Origin of the sequence: Saccharothrix ecbatanensis, from assembly GCF_014205015.1 — a bacterium.
GTDB lineage: Bacteria > Actinomycetota > Actinomycetes > Mycobacteriales > Pseudonocardiaceae > Actinosynnema > Actinosynnema ecbatanense.
In genome coordinates this window covers 3,225,218-3,250,465 of record NZ_JACHMO010000001.1, presented here as the reverse complement: position 1 = coordinate 3,250,465, position 25,248 = coordinate 3,225,218, and the positions used below count along the sequence as shown (strand labels likewise).

General features: G+C 67.7%; 23 protein-coding genes and 1 pseudogene. 15 read left to right on the top strand and 9 right to left on the bottom strand.

Annotated features, from left to right (window positions below; all coding sequences use genetic code 11):
- Positions 1–8 precede the first annotated feature (8 nt).
- The 6 genes and pseudogenes from F4560_RS44445 to F4560_RS13875 form a co-directional block, all read left to right on the top strand.
- A pseudogene (locus F4560_RS44445) lies at positions 9–125 on the top strand (EamA family transporter); the annotation flags it as partial.
- A 671-nt stretch (positions 126–796) separates the two neighbouring features.
- Positions 797–1,624, top strand: a complete 828-nt coding sequence (locus tag F4560_RS13895) for a hypothetical protein (protein ID WP_184920168.1) — start codon at positions 797–799, stop codon at positions 1,622–1,624.
- Between the two features lie 27 nt (positions 1,625–1,651).
- On the top strand, positions 1,652–2,446 hold the full coding sequence (locus F4560_RS13890) for a hypothetical protein (protein ID WP_184920167.1): 795 nt from the start codon (positions 1,652–1,654) through the stop codon (positions 2,444–2,446).
- A 115-nt stretch (positions 2,447–2,561) separates the two neighbouring features.
- Positions 2,562–4,289, top strand: coding sequence for a fatty acyl-AMP ligase (locus tag F4560_RS13885; RefSeq protein WP_184920166.1), 1,728 nt, complete (start codon positions 2,562–2,564; stop codon positions 4,287–4,289).
- Positions 4,290–4,322: 33 nt separating this feature from the next.
- Complete coding sequence (locus F4560_RS13880) at positions 4,323–4,607, top strand: acyl carrier protein (protein ID WP_184920165.1); 285 nt, start codon at positions 4,323–4,325, stop codon at positions 4,605–4,607.
- Positions 4,608–4,623: 16 nt separating this feature from the next.
- Positions 4,624–5,439, top strand: coding sequence for a hypothetical protein (locus F4560_RS13875; protein ID WP_184920164.1), 816 nt, complete (start codon positions 4,624–4,626; stop codon positions 5,437–5,439).
- A 60-nt stretch (positions 5,440–5,499) separates the two neighbouring features.
- On the opposite strand, the gene F4560_RS13870 is transcribed toward F4560_RS13875, so the two are convergent.
- The gene (locus F4560_RS13870; protein ID WP_184920163.1) at positions 5,500–5,829 is read right to left on the bottom strand and encodes a carbohydrate-binding protein; all 330 of its coding nucleotides are present in this window, start codon (positions 5,827–5,829) and stop codon (positions 5,500–5,502) included.
- A 319-nt stretch (positions 5,830–6,148) separates the two neighbouring features.
- Here F4560_RS13870 and F4560_RS13865 point away from each other — a divergent pair, with 319 nt between their 5' ends.
- Positions 6,149–7,186, top strand: a complete 1,038-nt coding sequence (locus F4560_RS13865; protein WP_184920162.1) for an agmatine deiminase family protein — start codon at positions 6,149–6,151, stop codon at positions 7,184–7,186.
- Between the two features lie 156 nt (positions 7,187–7,342).
- Here F4560_RS13865 and F4560_RS13860 read toward each other — a convergent pair whose 3' ends face one another.
- Complete coding sequence (locus F4560_RS13860) at positions 7,343–8,590, bottom strand: phosphatidylserine decarboxylase family protein (RefSeq protein WP_221483483.1); 1,248 nt, start codon at positions 8,588–8,590, stop codon at positions 7,343–7,345.
- Positions 8,591–9,188: 598 nt separating this feature from the next.
- On the opposite strand from F4560_RS13860, the gene F4560_RS13855 reads away from it, so the two are divergent.
- Both F4560_RS13855 and F4560_RS13850 read left to right on the top strand, forming a co-directional pair.
- Entirely contained in the window at positions 9,189–10,121 is a 933-nt protein-coding gene (locus tag F4560_RS13855) for a ferritin-like domain-containing protein (protein WP_221483482.1), read from the top strand.
- A gap of 10 nt (positions 10,122–10,131) precedes the next feature.
- Complete coding sequence (locus F4560_RS13850; RefSeq protein WP_184920156.1) at positions 10,132–12,180, top strand: LodA/GoxA family CTQ-dependent oxidase; 2,049 nt, start codon at positions 10,132–10,134, stop codon at positions 12,178–12,180.
- A gap of 135 nt (positions 12,181–12,315) precedes the next feature.
- Here F4560_RS13850 and F4560_RS13845 read toward each other — a convergent pair whose 3' ends face one another.
- On the bottom strand, positions 12,316–13,395 hold the full coding sequence (locus F4560_RS13845) for a tryptophan 7-halogenase (protein ID WP_184920154.1): 1,080 nt from the start codon (positions 13,393–13,395) through the stop codon (positions 12,316–12,318).
- A gap of 794 nt (positions 13,396–14,189) precedes the next feature.
- Between F4560_RS13845 and uppS the strand changes: the two genes are divergently transcribed.
- The gene (gene uppS, locus F4560_RS13840) at positions 14,190–16,055 is read left to right on the top strand and encodes a polyprenyl diphosphate synthase (protein WP_184920153.1); all 1,866 of its coding nucleotides are present in this window, start codon (positions 14,190–14,192) and stop codon (positions 16,053–16,055) included.
- 37 nt (positions 16,056–16,092) lie between these two features.
- On the opposite strand, the gene F4560_RS13835 is transcribed toward uppS, so the two are convergent.
- The 3 genes from F4560_RS13835 to F4560_RS13825 form a co-directional block, all read right to left on the bottom strand.
- A complete protein-coding gene (locus tag F4560_RS13835; protein ID WP_184920151.1) occupies positions 16,093–17,346 on the bottom strand; it encodes a PQQ-dependent sugar dehydrogenase in 1,254 nt (417 codons plus the stop codon).
- A gap of 156 nt (positions 17,347–17,502) precedes the next feature.
- Complete coding sequence (locus tag F4560_RS13830) at positions 17,503–18,471, bottom strand: alpha/beta fold hydrolase (protein ID WP_184920149.1); 969 nt, start codon at positions 18,469–18,471, stop codon at positions 17,503–17,505.
- A gap of 81 nt (positions 18,472–18,552) precedes the next feature.
- On the bottom strand, positions 18,553–19,131 hold the full coding sequence (locus tag F4560_RS13825) for a TetR/AcrR family transcriptional regulator (RefSeq protein ID WP_184920148.1): 579 nt from the start codon (positions 19,129–19,131) through the stop codon (positions 18,553–18,555).
- 66 nt (positions 19,132–19,197) lie between these two features.
- Between F4560_RS13825 and F4560_RS13820 the strand changes: the two genes are divergently transcribed.
- The 3 genes from F4560_RS13820 (at position 19,198) to F4560_RS13810 (ending at position 21,606) form a co-directional block, all read left to right on the top strand.
- On the top strand, positions 19,198–19,353 hold the full coding sequence (locus F4560_RS13820) for a hypothetical protein (RefSeq protein WP_184920146.1): 156 nt from the start codon (positions 19,198–19,200) through the stop codon (positions 19,351–19,353).
- Between the two features lie 38 nt (positions 19,354–19,391).
- Positions 19,392–20,387 (top strand): hypothetical protein, encoded by a 996-nt coding sequence (locus F4560_RS13815; RefSeq protein WP_184920144.1) that lies wholly within the window; start codon positions 19,392–19,394, stop codon positions 20,385–20,387.
- 211 nt (positions 20,388–20,598) lie between these two features.
- A complete protein-coding gene (locus tag F4560_RS13810; RefSeq protein ID WP_184920142.1) occupies positions 20,599–21,606 on the top strand; it encodes an NAD(P)-dependent alcohol dehydrogenase in 1,008 nt (335 codons plus the stop codon).
- A 116-nt stretch (positions 21,607–21,722) separates the two neighbouring features.
- Here the strand turns inward: F4560_RS13810 and F4560_RS13805 are convergent, their stop codons facing one another.
- Entirely contained in the window at positions 21,723–22,694 is a 972-nt protein-coding gene (locus F4560_RS13805; protein ID WP_184920140.1) for a DUF3558 domain-containing protein, read from the bottom strand.
- Positions 22,673–23,125 (bottom strand): response regulator transcription factor, encoded by a 453-nt coding sequence (locus F4560_RS46140; protein WP_312869848.1) that lies wholly within the window; start codon positions 23,123–23,125, stop codon positions 22,673–22,675. Before F4560_RS46140 ends, F4560_RS13805 begins: the two co-directional genes overlap by 22 nt.
- Between F4560_RS46140 and F4560_RS13795 the strand changes: the two genes are divergently transcribed.
- Positions 23,019–23,564 (top strand): alpha/beta fold hydrolase, encoded by a 546-nt coding sequence (locus F4560_RS13795; protein WP_246478403.1) that lies wholly within the window; start codon positions 23,019–23,021, stop codon positions 23,562–23,564. The two genes, F4560_RS46140 and F4560_RS13795, sit on opposite strands and share 107 nt — an antisense overlap.
- 79 nt (positions 23,565–23,643) lie before the next feature.
- Here the strand turns inward: F4560_RS13795 and F4560_RS13790 are convergent, their stop codons facing one another.
- On the bottom strand, positions 23,644–24,519 hold the full coding sequence (locus tag F4560_RS13790) for an alpha/beta fold hydrolase (protein WP_184920137.1): 876 nt from the start codon (positions 24,517–24,519) through the stop codon (positions 23,644–23,646).
- 323 nt (positions 24,520–24,842) lie between these two features.
- Between F4560_RS13790 and F4560_RS13785 the strand changes: the two genes are divergently transcribed.
- On the top strand, positions 24,843–25,247 hold the full coding sequence (locus tag F4560_RS13785) for an STAS domain-containing protein (protein WP_184920135.1): 405 nt from the start codon (positions 24,843–24,845) through the stop codon (positions 25,245–25,247).
- The last annotated feature ends 1 nt before the right edge of the window (position 25,248 follow it).

The window sequence follows — 25,248 nt, the reverse complement described above, 5'->3', positions numbered from 1 at the left end:
AGTACTTCGTGTTGCCGCAGCGGGGATACCGGGTGGGCGACGTGGCCGTGGTGTACCCGCTCGCCCGCGGTTCCGGGCCGCTGCCGTCCGTTGTGGCCGCGGTCTGGCTGCTCGGCGAGCGGCCCTGGGTCGTCGCGTTCGCCGCACTGACGCGCCCCCGGCTACTGCGCCGGCACCGACTGGTCACACGCCACCCCCTCATGCGATGGCACGAGCGCCTGGCACGGACTCCAGCGCAGCCACCACCCGCAACCGCAGCAGCTCAGGCTCCGCGGGCGATAACCGGTGTGCGCCCTCAACCTCGATCGCGATGATCAACCTGTAGTCGAGTGATCACTTCGGCGCGATGAGCGGTCGCTCTCGCGTTCATAGCGCTTCGATACTCGCCTGGATCACGTCACTCTCCATCCGGGTGCCTCCCGGAATGCGCATCTCAAACCTGAGATGATCACATGCACGCACATGAGGCCAAAATCGCACACGGTCGAGGACCGTGCGCGACGTGACATTGCACAGCGTCGCCGTGAAGCGGCCCGTGGGGACCCAATCTGGTGAAGTCCGGCCAGGGGCGGGGAAAACGGGTGGTGTGTGTTTGATCGTTGGATATGCGCTGGGACGGATGCATTCAACGGCGTTCGTGGCAACGGTCTTCCCCGGTATCCCTCGGTAGGCGGAGGATCTTAAGCGGGTGCTCCGGCTGGTGGGGCGGCTTGAGATTCCTGCAACCACCTAATTGGGGCAGTAAACGTCGTCTCGTCTCGCTGTGTAACACCTCACCCGTAGACAAGGAGCAGTCATGACCGAGATCGGTCAGTCCCACTTGCGCGGAGAGGCGGTGGAGATCGCGCTGTGGGAGATGCCTTCCCCCCGGCTCGACGCCGCCATGACATCCGCGCTCGCGCAGTTCGACTCCAAGAACCAGGAGCAGGTGGTCGGCAACGTTGACGTGGGAGACGGCAGCGGGCTGCCCGACCTGGGTCCTCTGTCGAGCTTCGGCTCGTGGGAGAACGTCGCCAGCACGGTTCTGTTCAAGACGGCGGCCCTGAGCGGATTCAACCCGGGGAGCCTGGACTACGACCCCGTCGCGTGGAACAAGTTCCTCCAGAGGTTCTCTACGATTCCATTCTTCGCGACGTACACGGTCGACCGCCGCAGTGCGTCCATTTCCCCGCTCGCCTTGGACAAGATCGTCGATGCGGTGTCGGACCTGGTCCAGAACTTCATGACGCCGCAGAACTTCGAAGACGTCAAGACGGCCGTCAAGAAGATGGCCGCGCTGGCGACCCGGACCGAAGGGCAGCCGGAGAAGGACAGCAATCAGCAGCTCGGGCTCCTCTCGCGCAATGTCGGCAAGCTCTACCTCGGAGCCGTCCGGACCACGGTGGCGATGCGGTACAAGCAGGGCAAAGGGTACGAGGCGCCGCCGCAGACCCTCGACATCTACCGCGGCTTCGGCGTGCTCGACTTCGACAAGTGCATTCGCCACGCCAATACGCTGCTCACGTGGGGTACCCAAGTGAATGCCTGGGTTCGCAACACGAACAGCTACGCCGTGTCACCCAATGACAGCCCTGCCTGGACACCCGAGCCCTCTCTTGACACGTCGTCTCGTGTCGCTGTGTAGCACCTCACCCGTAGACAAGGAGCAGTCATGACCGAGATCAGCCAGTCCCAGTTGAGCCGAGAGGCCGTGGAGGTCGCGCTGTGGGAGTTGCCTCCCCCCGAACTGGACGCCGCCACGAGGGCCGCGCTCACGGAGCTCGACTCCGGGGACAAAGACCAGGCGGTGGGCAACAAGGCGGGGGGAGACGGTAGCCAGCTGCCCGACCTGGGGTCTCTGTCGAGCTTCGGCTCGTGGGAGTCCGTTGGCAGCACCATCGTGCACAAGGCCGTGACCCTCAGCGGCTTCAACCCGGGGAGCGCGACCTTCGACCCGGTCGCTTGGAGCAAATTCATCGAGAAGTTCTCCACGATTCCGTTCTTCCTGACGTACACGCTCGACAACCGCAACGCGTCCATCACCAAGCTCTCCCTGAAGAGTGCGGTCGATGCGGTGTCGGACCTGATCCAGAACTTCATGACGCCGCAGAACTTCGAAGGCATCGTGACGACCATCAAGAAGATCGGCACGCTGGCGCTCGAGAACCAGGGGCAGTCGCAGAAGAACACCAACCAGCAGGTCGGGGTCCTGTCGCGCCATGCCAGCGCGCTCTACCTCGGAGCCGTCCGGACCGACGTGTCGATGGAGTACAAGAAGGGCAAGGGGTACGAGCAGTTGCAGCAGAGCCTCACTGTCTACCGCGGCTACGGCGTGCTCGACTTCGACAAGTGCCAGCGCCACTCCGCCACGCTGCTCAAGTGGGACGGCCAGGACGTGGATGACTGGGAGAACCAGACGGCCAGCGCCCCGAAGCCGCCCAACCAGAGTCCGGCCTGGAACCAGTAATCCGGTTCAAGACCTTTCTGCCATCCACCGGACTCCCGGTGTGAGCCCCCCGCGTGGACGGCCTGTCCACGCGGGGGGCTGCCGCCCCGGGAGCCCTTCACCCCAGGCAGGTCCCATGTTCTTCACCGAAGCGCTGCCTCCAGAGGGAGCGACGGCCTCGACCTTCACCCGGGTCCTCGCCGAAAACCTCGGCCACTCGGACAGCGGCTACACGTTCATCCGAGCGGACGGGCGCGAGCACTTCGTGAGCTGGTCGGAGCTGTCGCGGGAGGCACTGCGCCGGGGGCGCCTGCTGCTCCAGAGCGGCTTGCGCAAGGGGGAGCGCATCGCGCTCATAGTCCCCGAGGAGCAGGAGTTCGTCCTCACCTTCCTGGGCGCGGTCTCGGTGGGCGTCATCCCGGTCCCCATGTACCCGCCCATGGGCTTCGGCAAGTTCGAGGCGTACTGCGAGGACGCCGCCCACATCCTCCGCGCGGCAGGAGCCCGCGCGCTCTTGACGCCCCGGATCCTGGCGGACCCGCTCGAACCGCTCTTCCAGGCGGTCGAGGGCCTGGAGGCTGTCGTCTCGGAGGAGTTCTTCGCCGAGCCCCTGGTCGGGAGTGCGCCCCAGCCGGAGGCGATCCTCCCGGAGGACGTGATGTTCTTGCAGTTCACCTCGGGGAGCACGGCGGCACCCAAGGGAGTGCGGGTCACGCACGCCAACGTGCTCGCCAACTGCGCGGCCATCATCAGCGCCCTTCGCCTCGAGCGCGGGCGAGACCGGGGCGTGAGCTGGTTGCCCATGCACCACGACATGGGGCTGGTCGGTTTCGTGCTGGCGCCGCTGATCGCGCGCTGCCCGGTGACCTTCCTCTCGCCGCTGCGCTTCGCGCTCTCACCGAGGCGCTGGCTGGAAACCGTGAGCCGCCACCGCGCGACCGTGACCTTCGCGCCCAACTTCGGCCTGGCGCTGGCCGTCAAGCACACCTCGGCGGAGGAGCTCCAGCGGCTGGACCTGTCCTGCCTGAGGGTCGTGGGCTGCGGCGCAGAGCCCAACCACCCCGAGACGCTGCGCTCCTTCGCGGCGCACTTCGCGGCGGCGGGGCTGCGGCCGGGTGCAGTGGTGCCGTGTTACGGCATGGCAGAGGCGACGCTCGCGATCTCGTTCAGCGAGATCGGGGTTCCGTTCGCCCTGGACGTCATCCAGAAGGAGCCCTACCACGCGAGCGGCCTCGCGCGACCCGCCTCGGAGGCGGCGGAGATCCCCGGGTCGCAGGTGGCGTTCGTGCCCTGCGGACGCCCCGTCGCGGGTCACCGGATCCTCATCGTGGACGACGAGGGCAATCCGCTCCCGGAGCGGCACATCGGCGAGGTGGTCTTCCAGGGGCCGAGCGTGGCCGCGGGCTACCACGGTGACGCGGAGGCGACCCGGCGGAGCTTCACGGCTCACGGCCTGCGCACGGGGGATTGCGGATACCTGGCGGAAGGCATCCTCTACGTGACGAGCCGCAAGAAGGACCTGCTGATCATCAACGGGCGCAATCACGACCCCCAGACGGTGGAGTGGGCCGCGGCCGAGGTGCCCGGCCTGCGCAAGGGCAACGTCGTGGCCTTCACCCGGCCAGGCCGGATCACCGAGGAGGTGGTGATCGTCGCCGAGCTCCGCGGGCGGGACGCCGCCACGGTGGCGCGGCAGGTCCGCGGCCACGTCCAGACGAAGCTTTCCCTGCCCGTGGCGGAGATCCTCCTGCTGGCGCCGGGGGAGCTGCCCAAGACGTCCAGCGGCAAGGTGAAGCGGAGCAAGACAAGGCAGCAATATCTCGAGGGAGCTCTCCACGGTGGAGCGCGCTCCCGCGCGAGCTGAACACCATCCACACACCTCGACGAGGAGCAGCCCATGAACACCCGTCTGACCCCCCAAGAGCGAGAGCAGCTGTACTCCCTGATCCGCGAGAAGTTGGAACTCAGCGGCGAGGAGTGTCCCGAGGAGATCGAAAACTCCACCATGGTGAGGGAACTGCCAGGGGTCGACTCCATGAAGCTCTTCCGCCTGCTGGGCGCGATCGAGCTTGGCTTCCAGGTCAACCTGGGCTTCGAGGCCATCCCCCAGGTGGAGACGGTGGAGGACATCGAGCGGTTGATCTGCGAGTCGCGTGAGCAGTACGCCGCGCGCGCATCCTGAGTGCCGGAGGACGACCGTGAGCAGTCCGACTCAAGAGCAGGCGCGGCAGGAAGCGTTGGAGATCGCCATGTGGGCGGAGGTCAGACAGGCGCCGCCGCGGGAGGTGTTGGCGAAGCTCGGGCTGCTGGGACCCGACGGTCGCGTGCTGGCCGACAGCGACCAGGAGACAGGGGTCGGCAACGCCTATGGCGGAGACAACAGCGGGCTGCCCAGCCTGGGGCCGCTGGAGTCCTTCGGCTCATGGCAGTCCGTGGCCGCCACCATCCTGCGCAAGACCCAGGACTCCGCCGGCTTCGATCAGTCATCCACGCTGTTCGATCTCATTCGGTGGATCATCTTCGAACTCCAGTTCAGAACGATGCCGTTCCTCGCCAACATCACTGGCGACAGCCGCAGCGTGTCCATCTCGTCCCTCTCCCTGGCGCCGGCCATCTCGGCGGTGACCGACTTGATCGGAGGGCTGGTGACGCCGGACGCGCTCACCGGCGTCATCAACTCCTTCAAGAAGATCGGCCAGCTGGCGGTCGAGAACAAGGGGCAGCAGCAGAAGAACAGCAATGTGCAGCAGGGCGTCCTGACCGTGGTGAACGGGGATCTGCGCCTCGGGCGGCTCCGGACCACCGTGCAGATGGAGTACAAGACAGGCAAGGGGTACCAGCAGCTCAACCAGCAGATCACCGTCAGCCGCCTGTTCGGGAGCCTCGACTACGGCATGTGCGTCCGGAACGCCGAGACACTGCTGAAATGGGACGGGCAGGACGTGGACGGCTGGGTGAAGGGCGCCTCCAGCTCTCCCTACCCGCCCAACACCAGCCCGGCCTGGGACAGCTGAGTCGCTCGGCGGCCAGGCGGCACTCGAACTCGCCTGAGACACCGTCGTGCTGGGGTGACCTCAGCGCCGGGGCTTCACCGAGCTCGCCACGACGAGCGGGGCGAGTTGGAGCCAGTCGACGTTCGGGCCCGAACCGGTGGGGTTGCCGAACGTGAGGGAGCCGTTGTCGGTGACCAGGTCGAGTGGTGAGGTTTCCGGCCAGAAGCCGTCCCAGGTGTAGTTGTGACGGTACGGCGCGCTGGTCGCGTCGCCGCCTTCCTCTGTGGTGACAAGCGTTCGGGTGACGGTGTCGGTGTTGTACGGGTGGCCGGTGTTCTTGTCAGCTTGGGCGTACGCCACGGTGAGGTTGTACTGACCGGAGCCGAACCCGGCCGGGCGCGGGATGGTCAAGGTGCCGGTGTTGCCCAGGCCTTCGACGTACGAGCCGCGCGATGGTCCGCGGCTTCATGCCCGCGATCAGGTCGCGCGAGGGCACGCCGGGGTCGCCGAGGCCGTAGAGGATGCCGGTCGCGCCGCCGTGGAACGCGCCTGTGGACGAGTCCAGGTCGACGCGCAGCGTCTCGGCCGTCAGCACCAGCCTGGTGGATGAAACAACGGCAGGGCAATCGACATCCACGCGTCCATTGGCGCGACCGTCGCGTGTTGACGCCCCCGCGTTCAAGGTTCCGGGTGTTGGCCCGAGAGAGTGGCTGATGGTGTGGGTTGGTGGATGCCGGCGGAGACGCGTAGGCAGGAGCGGACGTGGATGGCCTGGCCGGCATCGGCTTACACGCTGGGCAGTACTCCGGAGGAGGCGGAAACCGCCCGGGAGGCGTGGGCGGCGGTCGCCAACGCCATCGTCGCCTTCCAGCCGGTGACGATTCTGGTGATCGAACGGGAGCGGGAGCACGCCCGGCGGCTGCTCGACCCGCGGGTCGAGCAGCGGGAGGCCCGGTTGGACGACTCCTGGATGCGGGACATCGGCCCGACCTTCGTGCTCAGCGACGAGAAGCAGCCGCGGTTGGGCGCGGTGGACTGGGTGTTCAACGGCTGGGGCGCGCAGGAGTGGGCGAGTTGGGAGGCCGACGCGCAGGTGGCGCGTACTGTCGCGCAGCTGGTCGACGCCGAGGTGATCGGCTCGGAGCTGGTGGCCGAGGGCGGCGGGCTGCACACCGACGGACAGGGCACGTTCCTGGTCACCGAGACGGTGATGCAGGATCCCGACCGGAACCTCGGCTGGGCTCGGGACCGGGTCGAGGCGCGGTTGGCCCGTGCGGTGGGCGCGCGCAAGGTGATCTGGCTGCCGCGCGGGCTGACCGCCGACTACGGACAGTTCGGCGCCCGGGGCCATGTCGACCTGCTGGCCACGTTCACCGAGCCGGGCCGCGTGCTGGTGCACCACCAGCGCAATGACGAACACCCCGACCACGAGGTCTCCCGCCGGGCCATCGACGTGCTGAGGCAGGCAACGGACGCCGAGTGCCGTCCGTTGGAGGTCCGGCGGCTGCCCGCGCCGAGGACACTGCGGGACGAGTGCGGCTGGTCGGACTACAGCTATGTCAACCACGTGGTCTGCAACGGCGCGGTCATCGTCGGGACCTTCGACGACCCCGCCGACGAGGAGGCGGCAGAGGTTCTCGCGGAGGTGTATCCGGGCCGCGAGATCGTCCCGGTCGACGCACGCAGACTGTTCGCCGCCGGTGGGGGAGCGCACTGCATCACCCAACAACAACCGGTCCTGACGGCCGGGACGGGAGAACGGACATGAACGTCCCAGCCACCGCGGACGACCCCGGCCGGAAGGACCTGCCCGCCAAGGTGAAGAAGCTCATGAGTGCATCGGCAGCGAGACGGACAACGCACCGCTGGTGCACGGGCACTACGAGTTCCAGCAGGCCGTTCCAGGCGACCAGGAGTCCCCAGGTCAGTTCGAGCCCGCCTGGACCGTCGCCAGTTTGGCGTTGACCCGGACCGTCGTGGGTGCGTCACGATCGATCTTCTCGACATTGTCGATGAACTTGAGCTTGACTTCGGGATTGAAGACGAGGCAGTGCGACGAGCCGCCGTACCGGAACTCGCCCAGCTTCTGCCCCTTCTCCACCGGTGCGTTGGGCTTGATCTCCTCATTAATCACGCAGGACGAAACCTCGGCCATGCCGATGGCGACGAAACACAGTGTGCCGATCTTCTCGTTCTCGGCCTTGATGTAGATCAACACCCGGGTGGCGACGTGGGCGATGTACCCCTGCGAGATGTCCGGCGCCGCCGGGTCGCACAGTGCCGAGGGCGCCGCTGAGTAGTACGAGCCCGGGATCTTGCGGCACGCGACGATTTTTCCCTTGACCGGACTGTGCCACTGGTGGTAATTGAGCGCCTGAAGGAAACCTTGGTAGACCGTGCCGCCGACGAAATCGCTCGCGCCGGGCTCCCCGTTTCCCTTGTGTGCGGTGTCGAGCAAGTGTGCGAGTGAATACGGCTGCCCTTTGACGGAAAAATTCCGGTAAAGCTCCACATTCCTGCTCAACCGATAGGGAGACGCCTCGCACGCGCTCACCACGACGTCGTCACCGGCATCGATGGGTCGATGTTCTGCCGGGTCTTGGAAGTCCCGCGTGAAGAAGTTGTTCCATGATGTGAAGCCGTAATACGGCTTGGTCGGATCGCAGGTGAAGAGATCCTTGAACTCCACCACCACCTTGCCGGTGTCATCCTTGTCCGACATGACCTTGAGCGCATCCTCGTCCAACCATTTGCCGGTCTTCAGGCCATCGCGCGACGCTGCCGATTCCAAGTACTCCGCCCAGCTGTCCAGGATGGTTTTGAACTGCTCGTTCACCCTCTTCTCCAGGAACGCCGCGAATCCGGCCGGTGTTCCCATGGCCCAGTTCAGGATCCCGTTGATCGGGAATCCGACGAGTCCTGTCCGGTTGTACTCGGGGACAGTCTTGATCACCTTGTCGATGAGTTGCAACATGTCGTCGAACGACTTGACCCGGGGATATCCGGTCGAGGTCGGCTTGTGGGACAACTGCTCGAACATGTCCATGAAGAAGACGTAGATCTCCGGATTGTCGTAGGCGAACTCGCGGAACCTCTTGAGCGGCTCCGCCAGTTCAAGTGGACGAGGCGCCCTCGCCCGCTTGTCCACCTCGACCTCTCCTCGCTTCTCCATCGGCGTCACAGTCGACCGGCAGGGCCGCGTCCACCACAGCCGTCGCGCCGGTCGATGATGTAATGCATGTCGGCTACTGCGGGGTGGAGTATTCTCCGCCTGAGCTCGCGATCCTTCGAGGAAGATCTCTACCGTCCACAGTGGCGGCTGGAATCACTGATCGCAAGTCAGGGCAACCCGTGTCACCGACGCGAGCTGGTCGTCTACTCGATCGGGCAGAGCTCGCTTCGGGACGTCACATCGATCTTGGCCGATGCCACTCACCGGTGCTGACCGCACGATCGAGTGGCGATATCGGCAAGAATGTGACGACATCCGGCACTTCCGCTCCAGACCTGCGGCCGAATATCGCCCAGAAGTCGGGTTTGCGCGCCGGATCGGAGCGAACTGTCTCGCACCGCCGAGTGAACGTCGTGCCCTGGTCAGGTGGCGTCCGCATGCGGTCGTTGCGCGGTTTTGACCAGGTGCGGAGCATCGGAACGACAGGCGACGTGAGCCGCCCGTCCTGCCGACTCGAGGGAATTCCATGACCACGACAGCGGAACTCGACATTCCCGGCCTACTGTCCGTCGACCCGGCGAAACACGACAAGGAATGGTTGAAGACGGCGTTGGGGCATGCGTTCGACCTTGAGTACGCCACCATTCCGCCGTACTTGTACGCACTGTGGTCGGTCAAGGACCGCCGATGTGATGTCGCCGACGCGATCCGCGGCATCGTGTGGCAGGAGATGTTCCACATGGCGATGGTCGGCAACCTGATGACGAACTTGGGCAAGACGCCTGAACTGCACGCGCCGGCGTATCCGGTGACCGGGTTGCCCGGAAACGTGCATTCGGGTCTGACCGTGTGTCTGAAAGGTGTGAGCGCCCAAGCCGAGCAGCAGGACGACGTGCTCAAGACGTTCATGACCATCGAGAAGCCAGAAAATCCGTTGGCCCGCGCCGAGAAGTACCCCACCATAGGCAAGTTCTACGCCGCGATCAAGACGGCCTACCGGAAGCACTTCCCGGCCCAGCCCTCCGGCGTCCAGGTCACCGGCCGCATCGGCGGCGACGAGGTGTTCGCGATCGGGACGAGTGACCAGATGGTGAAAGCCATCGACCTCATCACGGAGCAGGGTGAGGGCACCACCAGTTCCCCCACGATCGGCGAGTACGCCGAGATGGCCCACTACTACCGCTTCGGCGAGGTGTGGCACGGGAAGCGCATCGTCGAGACCGCGCCCGGGAAGTGGGCGTTCAGCGGTGACCCCGTCCCCCGACCTGCGGTCCACCCCATGCCCGAGGTGCCGAAAGGCGGCTGGTCCGACGCGGCCGCATCGGTCCGCTCGGAACTGGACGCGTTCAACGAGCAGTACCACGCCGTGCTGACCACTGTGGTGGCGCTGTGGAAGCCGGAAAACCCTGCGCGGCTGAAGGACGCCGTAGTGGAGATGATCAAACTGGAACAACTCGCGGATCGGCTGATCGAGAAGCAGAAGAAGCAGGCCGCGGTATACGGACCGGAATTCAGGGCACAGGTGCGATAGGGGCGACGACATGGACATCTCACAGGTGGCGACCGTCCGCATTCACCCGGCCATCGGGATCGCCAGGGTCGGCGACAGCGACAGCGAGTACTTCATCGGCCCCGAACTGCCCGGTGTTCCGCCGGCGCCTCATGACGGCAAGTTCAAGGACAGCAGCCTCCGGATCAAACGCCAAGCCGCCCGGTTCAGGTGCTTCGGGTACAACCAGGCTGGCACGGAATCCATCGAACTCACCCACTCGGACCAGGTCGGCATCGAATGGACTGTCGGCGTCGCCAACCGGAAGGCCGGCGACGACCACGTCATCGACCCGGGCAAGGTGAGCATCAGCGGGCGCGGTCAGGGCGCGTCCGCGGCGAAGAAGATCGTCGGCAAGTTCACGGTCGGCACGCAACCCGTCGACGTCTACCTGGGCGAATTGCGCACCGACGAGCGAGGCAACCTCTTGTTCCTCGGTGGGAAAGGAATCGCGGGCGGAAGCGACGAGCAGAGGTACGACGACACGTCTGACGGGGAGGTCACCGCGAAGGTCACGATCACGTCGTCGGGGGCCACACCACCGGTGCTCCGCGCGTGGGTGGTCACCGGACCGCCGAAGTACGCCCCTCAGCTCGACAGCGTGGTCACGCTGTGGGACAGGATCCTGGAAGTCGTGGAAGTCCTGCCGGACGACTCACTCCCCGACACCGACATCCCCTCGTACGAGAAGGACGTCCACCCGATCCTCCAACGAGCGCGCACGATGTGGGCGGTGAACAAGGAGGCGAACGGCTACCACCACACCCGCTGGCCGGACCCCGTCTACGGCGAGAGTGAGCGCAGGAAGATCTACGCATGGCTCCGCAAGCCCGGAGAGCATGACGACACCAAGATGCCCAAGCTCAACCTGGTCAGTCTCACCACGCGGCAATACCGGGTCATGACGCTGTGGCGGAAAGACAGGTTCCTCCGGGACTGGACCGACGACTCCCCACGACCGGACACCACGATCACCCCGGAAGGTCTCGACCGCGCCGCCTTGGACGCCGCCGTCGGCGCTTCGTTCAACCCTGGTGTCGAGGTTGGCAGCTTCGTGGAAAGTCGAGCGAACTGGAAGGAGCCGTACGAGTTGCTGCGGCTCGCGGACACGGTGGCGCCCGGTCAGCTGACGGCGTCGCTGTACAACCCTTGGCAATTCGATGTCCCCCTGTGCCGGGACAACTGGTGGCCCGTGCCGTACCCCAACCAGGTGCGCGTCCAATCGGACGACCTCTCGCCGTACCAGGACTGGCAACGCGGAATCGATGGTAGAGATGCGTGGCGCGAGTACTGGTCTTACGCAGGCTTCGTCGTCCATGCCGCCAAGGGCTACTTCGAAACCCAGCGCAAGGAGCCGCCGGCGGCGACCATCCTTCCCGCCGCCGACCAGGTGTGGGCGAATCCCGCTGCCGAAGCCGAAACCGCGTCGTTCGGCGCGGCAGACGTATGGCGGACCCCCACCCAACTGGCGTTGATGGAGGCCGACCTCGCCCTCTACGGGCGTGGCGTGGTCGACCCCGGTCGAGAACACACCTGGCCGCTGTTGCTGACGGAGACAGACCAGGGCGTGAAAGTCACCGTTCGCACCCCCGTCGCGTCCAATCCGCGCCTGGAACTCGCCTCACCCGGGGGTGTGCGGATTGACGGGACGAGCGAGGACGTGACGCTGACCCGTCACGTCGACGGCAGTACCACAATGCAGTTCGAGCTACCGCTGGAGACCTGGCGCCAACGGCACGAGAGGACCGGCCAGTGGTCGGTCCGGATCGCGGCCGGCGACACGGCGTTGCCGTACGAGGTGAGCGCTGTCACCGACTCCCCGCTCACCGCCCGTGCGTCGCACGCCGATGGTGCCCACGGTGTCGCTGTTCCGTCTCTGGACACGACCCGACCCGCGACGAGTGGACCGACGACCATCGTGGAGGGACCGTTCACGACCGGTGACACGGCGGGTGACGTCGTCCAGGTCCGCACGACCGGCACCAGCGAGTTGGGCAATCCGTTCTACCGCACGCGGTTCACGACACGACACGACGGATGACTCGACGATCGGCTCGGACGACCCAGACGTCCTTCACTTACGCGATGTGGCAGACGAAAGTGCCGTCGAGGATCGCCTCCGTCAGCGCCTTGTCGTACGACACTTTGCCGGCGGAGTAGTTGTTGGTCGGCGTGGTCAGGTGGTGCTCGGCGGAGCAGGTGCGTTGCGTCGCCGCCAGAAAGGGCTGTCAGCCCAACGCTGTTCGAGCCGGTAGTAGTCGGCGCGGGCGGCCAAGTACTCGGTCAGCTCGTGGTCGAGCGTCGCGCGGTGGTCGCTCGGCGGGCCGTCGTCGGCGACCAGCCAGTGCGACATCGCCTCGCCGCCCGCGTATCCGGTGCGCAACGCGCGTTCGACGCCGCTCCCCGACAGCGGGTCGACGGCCATCGCGGCGTCACCGATCGCGAGCCACCGACCGGTCACGTCGGCGTCGGACAGCACGCCGGACGCGGCCGAACGCACCTCCAGCGGACCGATCCGCGACCCGCCGGCCACCCGAGCCGCCACGTGTCGTGTCCGCTCCAGCGCCGCGGTCCACACCGAGGGTTCGCGGTAGCGGCCGGAGCGGCAGAGATCGGCGTCGGTGACGAACACGGCGACCCGCTGCGAGGGTGGCACCGGGGCGGTGTACCACCACCCGTCGCGGACGGACTCCACCAGGCTGGTGCCGCCATCGACCGGTTCGTGCGCGAAGTACCCGGCGACGCCGACCAGGTGGTCCAACCTGGTCCACGTCGCACCGAGGCGGCGGGCCACCGAGGCGTTGCGGCCGGTGGCGTCGACCACCGCTCGGGCCCGGACGGGCCGGCCGTTCAGCGTCACCAGCCACCCCTGGGCGGTCGGCTCGCAGTCGGTGACCCGTGCGCCCAGCGCAACTCGTGCACCGGCGTCCTCCACAGCGCCGGCCAAGGCGGCGTCGAAGTCCTGCCGGTCGACGTGCATGCCGTAGCCCAGTGGGGAGAGCAGGAACGACGCCTCGGCAGTCGCGGCGGCGCCCCAGGCCGACTCGGCAGCCCAACTCGGAACACCGCACACCGGCAGACCCAGGCGCTCGAGCAGTCGGACCGCGAGCGGCGACAAGGTCTCGCCCGGTCGCCGCCGGTCGAACCGGCCTGCCTCGGCCAGCAGGACATCGTGACCCGCACGGGCCACCGCGAGCGCCGCAGCGACGCCCGCCGGACCGGCTCCGGCCACCAGGACGTCGACCGCGCCGGTCATGTCCCGCTCGTGATGGGCCGCGCAGCCGGCGCTGGTTGCTCCGGGGCGGACACGTCCGCCGCAAGCGCGTCCACGTCCTGCGTGAACGGGCGACCGAGCCGGCTGGCACCCGACGCCGGCACCCGCATCTCTCGGATGTTTGCGGGGAGCCCGCTCCGGAGCTCACCATCCGCCGACTCGACCAACTCGCGCTCAGGGGTGAGTACAGAGCCGTTGGGCGTGAGCAGGCGCGGCCCCGCCGACATCACCGCGGCAGTGCCCGGTGTGTCCGCCTTCGACCTTGGCGCTTCCTCAATCGCCGTCACTCCGTGGTCCTTCGTCGTCGGTCGAGGTCCATCTCATGGTTGACCACTGCCGAGCCGTTCCCAAGCGGCGAGCGGTGATTCGCCCGGATTGAGTGCACAATGGACACGGCACTTCCCTGTCCCGTATCTGACGTCACGCTCCGCACACGGGAGTTCGGCCGCACGCCCGGGTAAGCCAGTCGGGGTAGCGCGGCTGGTCATCATGCCGCGTCAATAGACGTCGCCGTGGACCGCGACCGCACCATTAGACGAGATCCGCACACGACGCCCGCCGACGCCGTACCGTTGGGATGGGGCTCGTATCGTCCCCGCGCCGTGATCGTTGGGAAGTTTGACCGCGGTTGGTCCAAGTATATGGGGGAAGTGGGCGTGGAGGTCCGGGGGGACGTGCATCATGCCTACCGTCGACGTGTGGTCAGGCCGCAGCGCCGCGCCGCCCCATCGGCTTCGCCGTCCGACACGAAAGCACCCTGAGGTACCGATCCCGAGATGCGCACAAACCCGCAGCCCACCCCCGCCCCCCTCGACGCGGCCACGCCCGCGTGGCAGGGCCGAGCCACCGCCCGTGCGCTGATGGGCGAGGATCCCGCCCTGCGGACGGCGTACCGGCTGTGCCGCCGCACCACACGAACGCACGATCCCGCGATCCACGCCATCATCCAGCTCATGCCTGCCGTGCTGCGCCCGGCGTGCTGGGCCCTGTGGGCGACCGCCAGCGTCCTCGACGACCTGGCGGACCAACCGGACGTGGAGCCGGCTCAGCGTGCGGCCCGCGTCGAGGCCTGGACCAAGGCGCTGAAGCACGATCTGGCGGTGGGCACGAGCACCGACCCGATCCGGTACGCCCTGGTGGACGCGGCGAGGCGGTGGCGTCTGGACCTGTCCAGCCTGGAAGGCGCGATGGCCAGGACACGGGACGACGCACACGGTCTGCGCTTCGCCGACTGGGCCGCGCTGAGGGCCTGGAGCAACGAAGAAATCGTGCCCTGGGTCGAGCAAGTGCGGCAGATGTTCGAACAGGCCGGTGCGCCGATGACGCTGCGGTTGGACCGGCACGCCGACTACGAGGACTTCGTCGCCGGCGCCCAGCTCACCGACCTCCTCACCGACCTGAGCACCGACCTCGACCAGGGGCGCCTGCTAGTGCCGCTGGAAGCCCTGGAGCCCTTTCCCGGCGCAGAGGCCGACTTGGCCCAACGCCGCTGGAGCCCGGCCGTGGCGGCCTTGATCGCCGAGCTGACGGCCCAGGCCCGCCGACGGGTGACCAGACCCGCCATGACCAGAGGAATGCACCCCGGCGTCGCCACCGTGCTCGACACGGCGGCCGAGTTGATGCGCCTGCAACTCGACGCCATCGACGCGGCCGGCCCCGCCCTGCTGAAACGCCCCCCGCGTCCCTCTGTCGCGGCCCGCGCCCGGGTGTTGGTCCCCGCCCGCCTCCGCTCGATCCTGGCCTGGAGCCTGACCTCCCTGACCGTGCCGGATCCCCGGCCCTCCGTGGTGGACGTGAACGGTCCGGGCCTGGCGGACGACGGCACCGGGCTCCGGCCCCCGCCACCGCACCGCGAAGGCGCTCGGCCCCCGCGGATCGCCGCCGACCGGATGCCCAGCCACGTGGCGATCATCATGGACGGCAACGGCCGCTGGGCCGAGCAGCGCGGCCTGCCCCGCCGTGAAGGCCACCGCGTCGGCACCGCCGCCGCGCACGAGATGGTCTTCGGCGCCCTGGAGATCGGTCTGCGCCACCTGACCCTCTACGCGTTCTCCAACGAGAACTGGAAACGCGACACAGAGGAAGTCACAGCGATTTTCGACGGGGTTCGACGAGAACTCGACGAGGGCCCCCTCCGTGACCTGGACGTGCGCCAGCGCTGGTCCGGCCGTCCCGACAGACTGCCCGAGGAACTCGTCCACGCCATCAGGCGCGAAGAGCACCGCACCCGCAACCGCACCGGACTGACGCTCACCATCTGCCTCGACTACGGCGGCCGCGAGGAGATCACGCGGACCGCAGCCGCACTCGCCCAGGCCGCCCGAGCGGGCGAAATCGATCCCCACCTCATCGGTCCGGACGACTTCGCCCGCCATCTGCCGCACCCCGACATGCCGGACGTGGACCTGCTGTGGCGCACCGGCAACGAACAGCGCACCTCCAACTTCCTTCCCTGGCACGCCGCCTACGCAGAGCTGTACTTCACCCCCGACTACTGGCCCGACACCGACCGACGTGACCTGTGGCAAGCCATCACCGAGTACGGCCGACGTCAACGCCGCCACGGCGCCGCCCCAGCCCCCTTACTTCCCCCGAACACCACCGGCCGTCTCCCTGACGCCCAACCTGACGCCCGCCACTGACGCCCGCCACTGACGCCCGCCACTGACGCTTTCCAGCTCAGCGTGTGGCACGACGGTTCGCCACCCCGCCGTCAGCGGCCGGCTGGACCCGCTCGAACCGCACTCGGTTCAGGTATCCCGGGAGGTCGCTGAGCACGTACAGCTCACCGTGCACGTCGGTGCCGATCGCGGTCGGCTGGGTGGGGAAGTTGCCGATCGTGGCGGACTCGTAGCTGCCGTCGAGCTTGGGACGCACGGCGAACACAGTGGTCGAGCAGTAGTCGCTCGCGACGTAGGTGCCCCACGCCGCCGGGGTCCGGAACCCTCGGTACACCACGCCGCCGGTCACCGAGCAGTTGCCGTTGTAGTGGTCGTACTCGAAGACCGGGTCGGTGTACCGCCCGCCCGCCCGGCACTGCTGCGGGTCGAACACCGGGGTGCCCTCCCGGCAGGACCAGCCGAGGTTCGCCCCACCCTGCCACGGGCGGATGTGGTTGATCTCCTCGACCAGGCCCTGGCCGACGTCACCGATCCACAGCGAGCCGTCGACCGGGTCGACGGAGAACCGCCACGGGTTGCGCAGCCCGTAGAGCCAGATCTCCGCCCGAGCGCCCGGCACGCGGACGAACGGGTTGCTGAAGGGGACGCAGTAGGGCTTCGCCCCGCACGTGCGGTTGACGTCGATCCGCACGATCTTGCCGAGCAGGGTGCCGAGGTCCTGACCCGCCTTGAACGGGTCGTACGCGTGGCCGCCGTCGCCGAGGGACCAGTAGAGGTAGCCGTCGCGGCCGAACGCCACCTGTCCGCCGTTGTGGTTGCCGTACTCGGCGTGCTCCTGGGTGAGCAGCACCTGCACCCGCTCAGGAGCGCCGATGGCCACGCGCGCCAGGGTCAGCTCGCCGGCCGGTTGGCTCGTGTAGGCCACGTACAGGATCCCGGTCCGCGCGAAGTTCGGCGCGGGCGTGATACCGAGGAGGCCGCGCTCGTTGTCCGACGTGTCGATCCGGGCGGTCAGGTCGAGCACCGGCTCGGCCGCCAGACCGGTGTCGGGGTGGTAGGCGCGGACGGTGCCCTCCTTCTCCGCGATCAGCATCCGGCCGTCCGGCAGCCCGGTGATCGCGATCGGACGCCGCAGGCCGGAAGCCACCCGTTCGGATGCCACGGTCAACTCGGTGAGTGGTACCGCGCGGGTGTGGGATGTGCCGGTTGCGGCGGTGCCGGCCGCCGACACCGAGGGCAACAGGAACGCGGACAGGGCCAGAACGAGCAGGCCGGCCGGGATGGTGGCCGTGCGACAACGCCGTCGCGACATGTTTCAGCTCCTCGAGCAGAGTGGAGGAAGCGATCTGGGAGCGCTCCCGACCGTACCGCGACTTTTCGGCGACATCCAAGTACGGCAAGGGCGCAACATGTGCGAACGTCGAGTGGCAAAGATCAATAGCGCGCCACCGTCCACTGTGGACGAATGTCAGGCCAGGTGGGGAATGATGTGGGCGAGGGCCTGGGCGGGTTGTTCTTCGATGAGGTAGTGGCCGGTGTTCTCCACCTTGGTCAGTTGGTAGTCGGTGGCCTTGGCGGGGAGCAGGTGGGCGAGGTAGGGGTGGTTGGGTTCGGCAGCCAGGGCCAGGAGTGGGGCCGTGATCGGGGTGTAGGTGTCGTCGTCGGCGATGTCCTGCGCGAACGTCTGGTACCAGCCGTTGCCGGCGCGGATGGCGTCCGGGGTGTTGTAGGCGCGTGCGTAGATCTCGCGGTCGTGTTCCGACACCGCGTCGTGGTTGACCAGCGCGTTGTCGCACAGGTAGTCGATCAGCACGCGGGCGCGGCCGGCGAGCAGTTGCTCCGGCAGGCCGCGCACCTGGTTGAACGCGAACCACCACAGGTGGGACGTCTGATCGGGTCGGGGTAGCAGCGTGAGCTGGTACATGCCCTGCTCCGGGTGCGCGACGTCGAGCAACACGAGTCTGCGGAGCAGGTCCCGGTGGTTGGCGGCGAAGCTGAACGCGACCATCGCGCCGATGTCCGAGCCGATGACGTCCACCTGGTCGTAGCCGAACCACCGCACCAGCGCCGCGATGTCCGCCGCCATCGTCTTCTTGTCGTAGCCACCGGCCGGCTTGTCGGAACGGCCCATGCCACGCATGTCCACGGCGATCACCCGGTGGTTGCGGGCCAGCTCCGGCAGCACCTTGTGGAACTCCCACCAGGTACGCGGCCAGCCGGGCAGCAGCACCACCGGCTTGCCCCGGCCACCGACGACGAAGTGCAGCCGCACCCCGTTGACCGTGGCGTAGCCTTCCCGGAATCCGCCGTGCAGCGAGTTCACCAGGGCGCGGTCATCAGGCGCCGAGCCGGCGGAAGCCATCGGCGACGAACCACTCGCCGCCAACAGCCCGCCAACAGCACCTGCGCCGAGGATCGTCCTTCTGCGCATCGTCATGTTCACTCCGAGTTCTTGAATGATCATTCCAGATTGACCGCAGCCGACAAGGAGTCGGGAGCGGTGGTACCGCAACGTGGTTCAGTCGAGCAGTGTCAACGCCTGGTCGACGGCGTCCCGCATCCTGCGCGGGTCCGGCACCTTGGCCATCACCTTGAGTCCCTGTATCAGGGTGACGATCAACCTGGCCAGCGCGCGTGGATTCTTGTCTTCGGCCAGATCACCCTGGTTGCGGGCCCGGACGAGCGCACCGGCGATGGCTGTCTCGAGTCCGTCAAGGCTGGACTCGACGCGCCGGGTGAGGCCCACGTCTCCCGGCAGGCACTCCACCGCGGTGTTGGTGACCAGGCAGCCCTTGCGCTCCGTGTCGGACAGCGCGTGCTCGGCGAACGACCGCACCAGTGCCCGCACCGCTGTCAGTGCCGAGCCGCCCTGTGAGAACTGTTCCAGCACGTCATCCCCGGTCTGTTCGGCATACCGGTCGAGCGCGAGCAGGTACAGCTCGTGCTTGCTGCCGAACGTGCCGTAGATGCTTCCCCTGCCGATGCCGAGGTGATCGACGAGGTCCTGCATCGACGTGGCCTCGTACCCCTTGCGCCAGAACAGCTCCATAGCCGCGCGCACCGCGACGTCGGGATCGAACTCCTTGGACCTGGCCACGTGCCAACCCTAGCCGTTAATGGAACAGTCGGTCAAGAAAGAGTCCGGGCGCTTCGGGTGGTGCTGGTGACCGCGCTGCTCGCTGCCACGGTGATCAACCTGATGCGCCGGACCGCGGACCGCACGATCACCGTGGGCGGGTGGTTGATCAGATCGGTGCTGGTGTTCCTGCTGTTCATCGCCTGGCTGGCGCTGGCGCCGACCAGCCTTGACCGCGCCTGACCGCGTTCCTTGTCGGTGGGGTGTCGTACGGTTCGGTCGTGTATTTCGTATATCGGTCGCACTACGAAGGCCCGCTGAGCAAGTTGGTGCGTCGGCTGCCGGACGAGACGGCGCTTGCCTGGTTCCGACGGGGATGGGGGTGTGAGGATCCACGACGCTGGGTCGAGGACGAGTTGGGCGTGGACGTCTACGGCCTGAACTCGATCTTCCAGAAGGCGCGGGACCTGAACCTGCCCCGACCGGAGAGTGATGAGCAGCTGCGCATCCTGCTGCACGAGCACCTGTACGTCGAGGGCGGCAGCGATTACATCCGGCTCGGCGAGCACGGCCTGCGGGTGCGGACCGACGACGACGAAGTGGAACTGGCCTACTTCTTCCTCCACGACGACATCGTCCGGACCGCACCCGACCGCTTGGCCTACCTGGTGCACGAGGACTGGCCGCTGCCGGACCGGGCCGGCCCGCCGCGACCGTTCACCCCTGACGTGTCGACGACACTTTCCGGTCTGTCCGGCGACGACGACGCCACCACCTACGGGGTGTTCCTCACCTTCTACGACGGCGAAAGCCTGGCTTGTTCCCAGCCGACGGCGTTTCCGGGCGTCGCACTGCCCGCACTCGCCCGGCACCTGCGCACCGCAGACGCGGGAGAAGAGTGGGCACCCGAGCTACGGGTGCTGCGGGCGCTTATCGCGCCCGACGAGGACACCCTCGGCCCCACCCTCGACCGCTGCAACCGGTGGCCGGGCTTCAACCTCAACGCCGGGCCCTGGGCGGACCTGCCCGACGAGCACGTCGCCGCCCACCGCCGGGCCGTGGAGATCATCGAGGCGGGGGAGTACACCGACCATCGCCGCCCCCAGGACTCCCTGCTCCAGGTCGGGGACCACCTCGCCCAGCTCGCCATGCACTGCGGCGACTCGTTCGGGTACCAGCAGTGGTACCTGTTCGACACCACCTGGGCGGCGACCCAGCCGGACCTGGCCCGGTCGCTGCTGCGCTACGCCAACCACTGGGACCCGCTCGACGAATGAGCTACACGACCTCCGGCCGCTTTCTGCTCCTGGCCCTCCTGATCGCAGCCGCAGGGAGGCCTTCCGGCACGGCCGGGTGAAAATCCGTGTGCCCCTTAGGGTTCGTCCCTGATGTCCGGACCGTGGTCGCTCGCCTAGCGTGGCCGCCAGCGCCGACGCTTCCGGCAGGCCGGCCTGTCTCGCTGAGAACCCGTATGTCACGGAGGCCACGATGAAGGCGATCGTCCAGGACCGGTACGGCTCGTCCGACCTCTTACGGTTGGCGGACGTGGACAAGCCCACGCCCGGCGACAACGACGTGTTGGTGCGGGTGCACGCGGCGTCGGTCAACGCGGCCGACTGGCACATCATGCGCGGCGACCCGCGCCTGGCGAGGGTGGTGATGCCGGCGGCGTTCGGGTGGTCCGGTCCCAAGCGGCGGATCCGTGGGCGTGACTTCGCGGGCCGGGTCGAGGCCGTGGGCAGGCGGGTGACCCGGTTCCAGCCCGGTGACGAGGTGTTCGGGGACCTCGGTTTCGACGATGGGGCGTTCGCCGAGTACGTGTGCGCCCAGGACCGTTTGGTGGCGCGCAAACCGGCCGGCCTGACGTTCGAGCAGGCGGCGGCGATGCCGTTGGCGGGCAATACCGCCCTCATCGGCGTGCGGGACCTGGGGCAGGCCCGCCCGGGGCAGCGGCTGCTGGTCAACGGCGCGTCGGGCGGCGTGGGGACGTTCGCCGTGCAGATCGCCAAGTCGTTCGGCGCGGAGGTGACCGCAGTGTGCAGCACGCGCAACGCGGACCTGCTCCGGTCGATCGGCGCGGACCACGTCGTCGACTACGCCAAGGAGGACTTCACCTCGAGCGGGCAGCGTTACGACGTCGTGTTCGACCTGGTGGCGAACCGCTCGCTGGCCGATCTCCGGCGAGTGCTGACACCCACGGGGACACTGGTGCTGTCCGGTGGTGGGGTGTCCGAAGGCGGCAGCCTGGTCGGCCCGATGGGCCTGGGGATCAAGGCCGTGCTGACGTCGCGGTTCGTCCGCCAGCGCCTCGTCATGCTGAACTCGGACACGAACAGGGAGAACCTGGAGACGCTCGCCGGCCTGGCCGAGTCCGGCGCGATCGTCCCGGTCATCGACCGGACCTACTCGCTGCCCGAGGCGCCGGAGGCCGTCCGGTACCTCGAACTGGAGCACGCGCGTGCCAAGGTCGTCATCACGGTCGACCAGTCGGAGTAGTGATGGAGTCGACATCATCATCGACATCGCGTAGGACTTCTTGGACAGCTTCCGGATCGACTGAACACCCGTCCACCGAGGCCGGCACGTCGGCCGAACCGGTGACCAAGTCGATGTCACATGCGCGGGAGCTTCGGCCACACCGCTTCCGCCAGCGCGCGAGCAGCCGTGCAGGCGGCGGCCGACTGCCCTGGCGGCAAGCGGACGAAAACCCTCGCCACCTCGAAGTAGTCTTCCACGCCGTTCACCTCCGTGAACGGAATGTGCGCGGTCCTCACCGAGCAGTACGACCGCGCCTCCACCTCGACCGGGATCACCACCGTCGGTCGCCCGGCCACGGACTCCGCGTTGTCATCGCGCGGCTTCGGGCCGGCGCCGAACGTGACCGCCATGCCGACGGTCTTTCCCCCATCCCAGTAACAGGAGTGCTTGCCCGGGTAGTCAGCCGGCTCGCGCACACCACGCAGGCCTGGAATCGCCGTGACGTCCTTGTCGTCGATCAGCGAGCACGGGTCGACCGACACCAGCGAGTTCGTGGCAGGTGACCGGTGCGAGACGCCGTCATTCAGGACCACCTCGATCGCGTAGTCCACGCCCGCCTCGACTATCGGGCACGTGTCGACCTCACCCGCGGACTCGTAAGCACGCACCTCCATCGTCACGCCGTCCGGGAACACCAGCAGCTGCGTGCAGAACGACGGGTCGTCACTGTGCTGCCCAACCCACAACCCGCGCTCGACGTCCCTGACCCGCTTGCCCTCCAGCTCCGGTGTCGCCTCCAGCTCACCGAACTGGCCGACGTTGACGGTCGCCTGAGCGCCGGTCGCGAGTTTCACGATGATCGTGCAGTAGTCGAGCGTCGACTCAGGTGCGCCAAAACCGGCGCTGCCGAAGTTCTCGAACACCGAGGGTTCGGTCAGCGAGCACGGGTTGACCATCGTGAAGTCGTCGAACACCGACTCGGCGGTCAACTCCTCGGCCGCGGGCGGCACCGTGCCGTCCGCCACCGGCACGCCGCCGACGCGCGAGGTGCACGCGGCCAAGACTCCGACCGCTACCAGCGCGATCACCCGAGACAGGACTGCCATCCAACCCACGCTCCAATCACGGGATAGGCCCCGGTTCGCCGGTCACTTCCGGCTTCGACGATCCCGGTCCGGTATGCCGGCACGATCAGTTGGACGCGGTCCCGAAGGTCGAGTTTTTGGAGGATGTGCGTGATGTGTGTCTTGACGGTGGTGTCGCCGATGTGGAGATCGGGCTGAAGGCGAGTTGGCCGGTGGTGTGGTCGGGATTGTGGTGGACGACGATCACACCTCCGCCGAGCACGACCGCCAGACCGAGCGTGGGTAGCCGCCTTCTTCGGGCTCTTCGACTCGACGTCGGCGGCATCGATACCGGCCCAGACGACGCTGGACTCGTGGCTTGCCGCGGCCGAGGGTGACCCGAGCGGGCTCTGGTTCTCCTGCTTCGCCGCCGACCTCCTCTTCCCGAAGTCGTTCGTCTGGGGCGGCGGCACGCTCGGCGACGCGTGGCCGACCGCATCCGACGACGAGGAATACCGCCGAGTGCGGACCACGGAGGTGGAGACGCTCCTCATCGGCGGCACGCTCGACTTCTCGACCCCGCCGGGGAACGCGACCGAGGAACTGGTTCCGTTCCTGCCGAACGGTCGCCAGGTCGTGCTGGCCGAACTCGGGCACACCACGGACTTCTGGGCCTCCCAGCCGGAAGCAGGCAACCGGCTGATCACCACCTTCCTCGACAGCGGCGAGGTAGACCACTCGCTCTACCGGCCCGCCCAGGTCGACTTCAAGCCCTCGCTCACGCACCCGACGCTTGCCAGGATCACCGTCGGCACGATGGTCGGGCTCGCTCTGCTCACGGTGCTATCGCTGCTGTGGATGACTTGGCGGGTGCGGAAGAGGGGCGCCTTTCGGCGCGCACGGCCTGTGTGACGCTGCGGTCGGGCCGGCGCGAACCTGACCCTGCTCACCCTCGACATCGCATGGGACGACTCGCGCCTCCGGTATCGGCTCAGGTGTTGTCGAGCACGAACACCCGCATGAGCTCGGCGCACTCGGCCGCGTGCGTCTCCAACAGGAGGTGCCCGCCGTCGTAGATGTGTGCGTCCACGCGCTCGAGGGCCCGGTGGTAGGCGAGGACCTCGTCGACGTCGAAGTACTGGTCGCGACGTCCCCACAGCACGAGCGCCGGCGGCTGGTGGGCCCGGTGGTACTCGGCGAGTTCGGCGAAGCGGGCAACGTGGTTGGCGTAGTCGCTGAACAGCGCGAACTGCGCGTCGACGTTGCCGGGTCGGCTCATGCGCTCCCAGTCGATGTGCCACGACTCGGGCGGGTGCAGCAAGCGCAGGTACTCGGGCAATCCGGCGAGGTACTGGTCGCGGGTGCCGGCAAAGTTCAGCCAGTCCGGCAGCTGGGCGCGCTTGTCGTCGGTCGGATCGGCCCAGTACGCCTTGGCGGTGTCCCATTGCGGACCGAGGCCGTCCTCGTGCGCGTTGCCGTTCTGGACGATCAGGCCGCGGATGCGATCCGGGGCGCGGGTGGCGAGGTGGTAGCCCACCGGGGCGCCGAAGTCGTGCAGGTAGACGAAGAAGCGTTCGACCTCGAGCCGGTCGAGCAGGTTCTCGATCGTCCAGGAGAGGTTCTCGAAGGTGTAGTCGTACTCGTCGACGGTCGGTGACGCGGACATGCCGAAGCCCGGGAGATCGGGCGCGATCACGTGCGCGACGTCGGCCAGCGCGGGCATGACCTCGCGGAACGAGTGCGACGAGCTGGGGAACCCGTGCAGCAGCAGCACCGTCGGCCGGCCGGGACGTCCGGCCTCGCGGAAGAACACCTCCAGGCCGTTGACCTCGGCCTGTCGGTGGCGGACCTTCTGAATCGCCTGCATCGCATCCTCCTCCGTTTCGTTGGCGAGTGTCACCCACCGATGTCGGTTTCGAGGACGGCGGGCAATCTCCCGCAACCCGAATCCTTGAGCAAGTGGCGGGCTGTACCCCGGCAGGTAGGCGTGGGCGTCACTGAGCGTTGCCAAATGCGGGTTTGGCGCGGGTTGGGTCACTCGATGGTGCCATGGTGAAGGGCTTGTGGCGTTTCCTGGACGCGCCGTAACGTGCCATCCGAGACGTACCCCGTATGGCCGATCTTGATACACCTGAACGGGCTAGAAGTCCGCCGGCGGTCCTGTGCCGGGGCACCCGAAGGAGCGCACTCATGCCGAACCGGCTCAGCGGTACCACCCGGATTCCCCAGGTCCACCTCGCCGAGGAGGACGTGGAGTTCTGTTCGATCGCGGGGCCGATCGACCTCGGCACGGTGTCGGCGTTCCGCGCCAGGATGGACACGCGGCTCGACAGCGCGCCCTCGGGGCTGGTGGTGGACCTGACCGGGGTGACGTTCGTCGGCGCGGTGGGCGTCGCCGCCCTGATCGCCGCGAACACGCGTGCCGAACGGCTGGGCACGGTATTCGCCGTCGTGGCCGACAGCCGCCCCGTGCTACGGCCGTTGCAGGTCACAGGGGTGGATCAGCGGCTGTTGGTGCGCCCGACGTTGACCGAGGCGGCCTGCGCGGTCGAGGCGGGCGTGTCGCGGATCCCGGCGCAGCGGGCGGCCCGGTAAC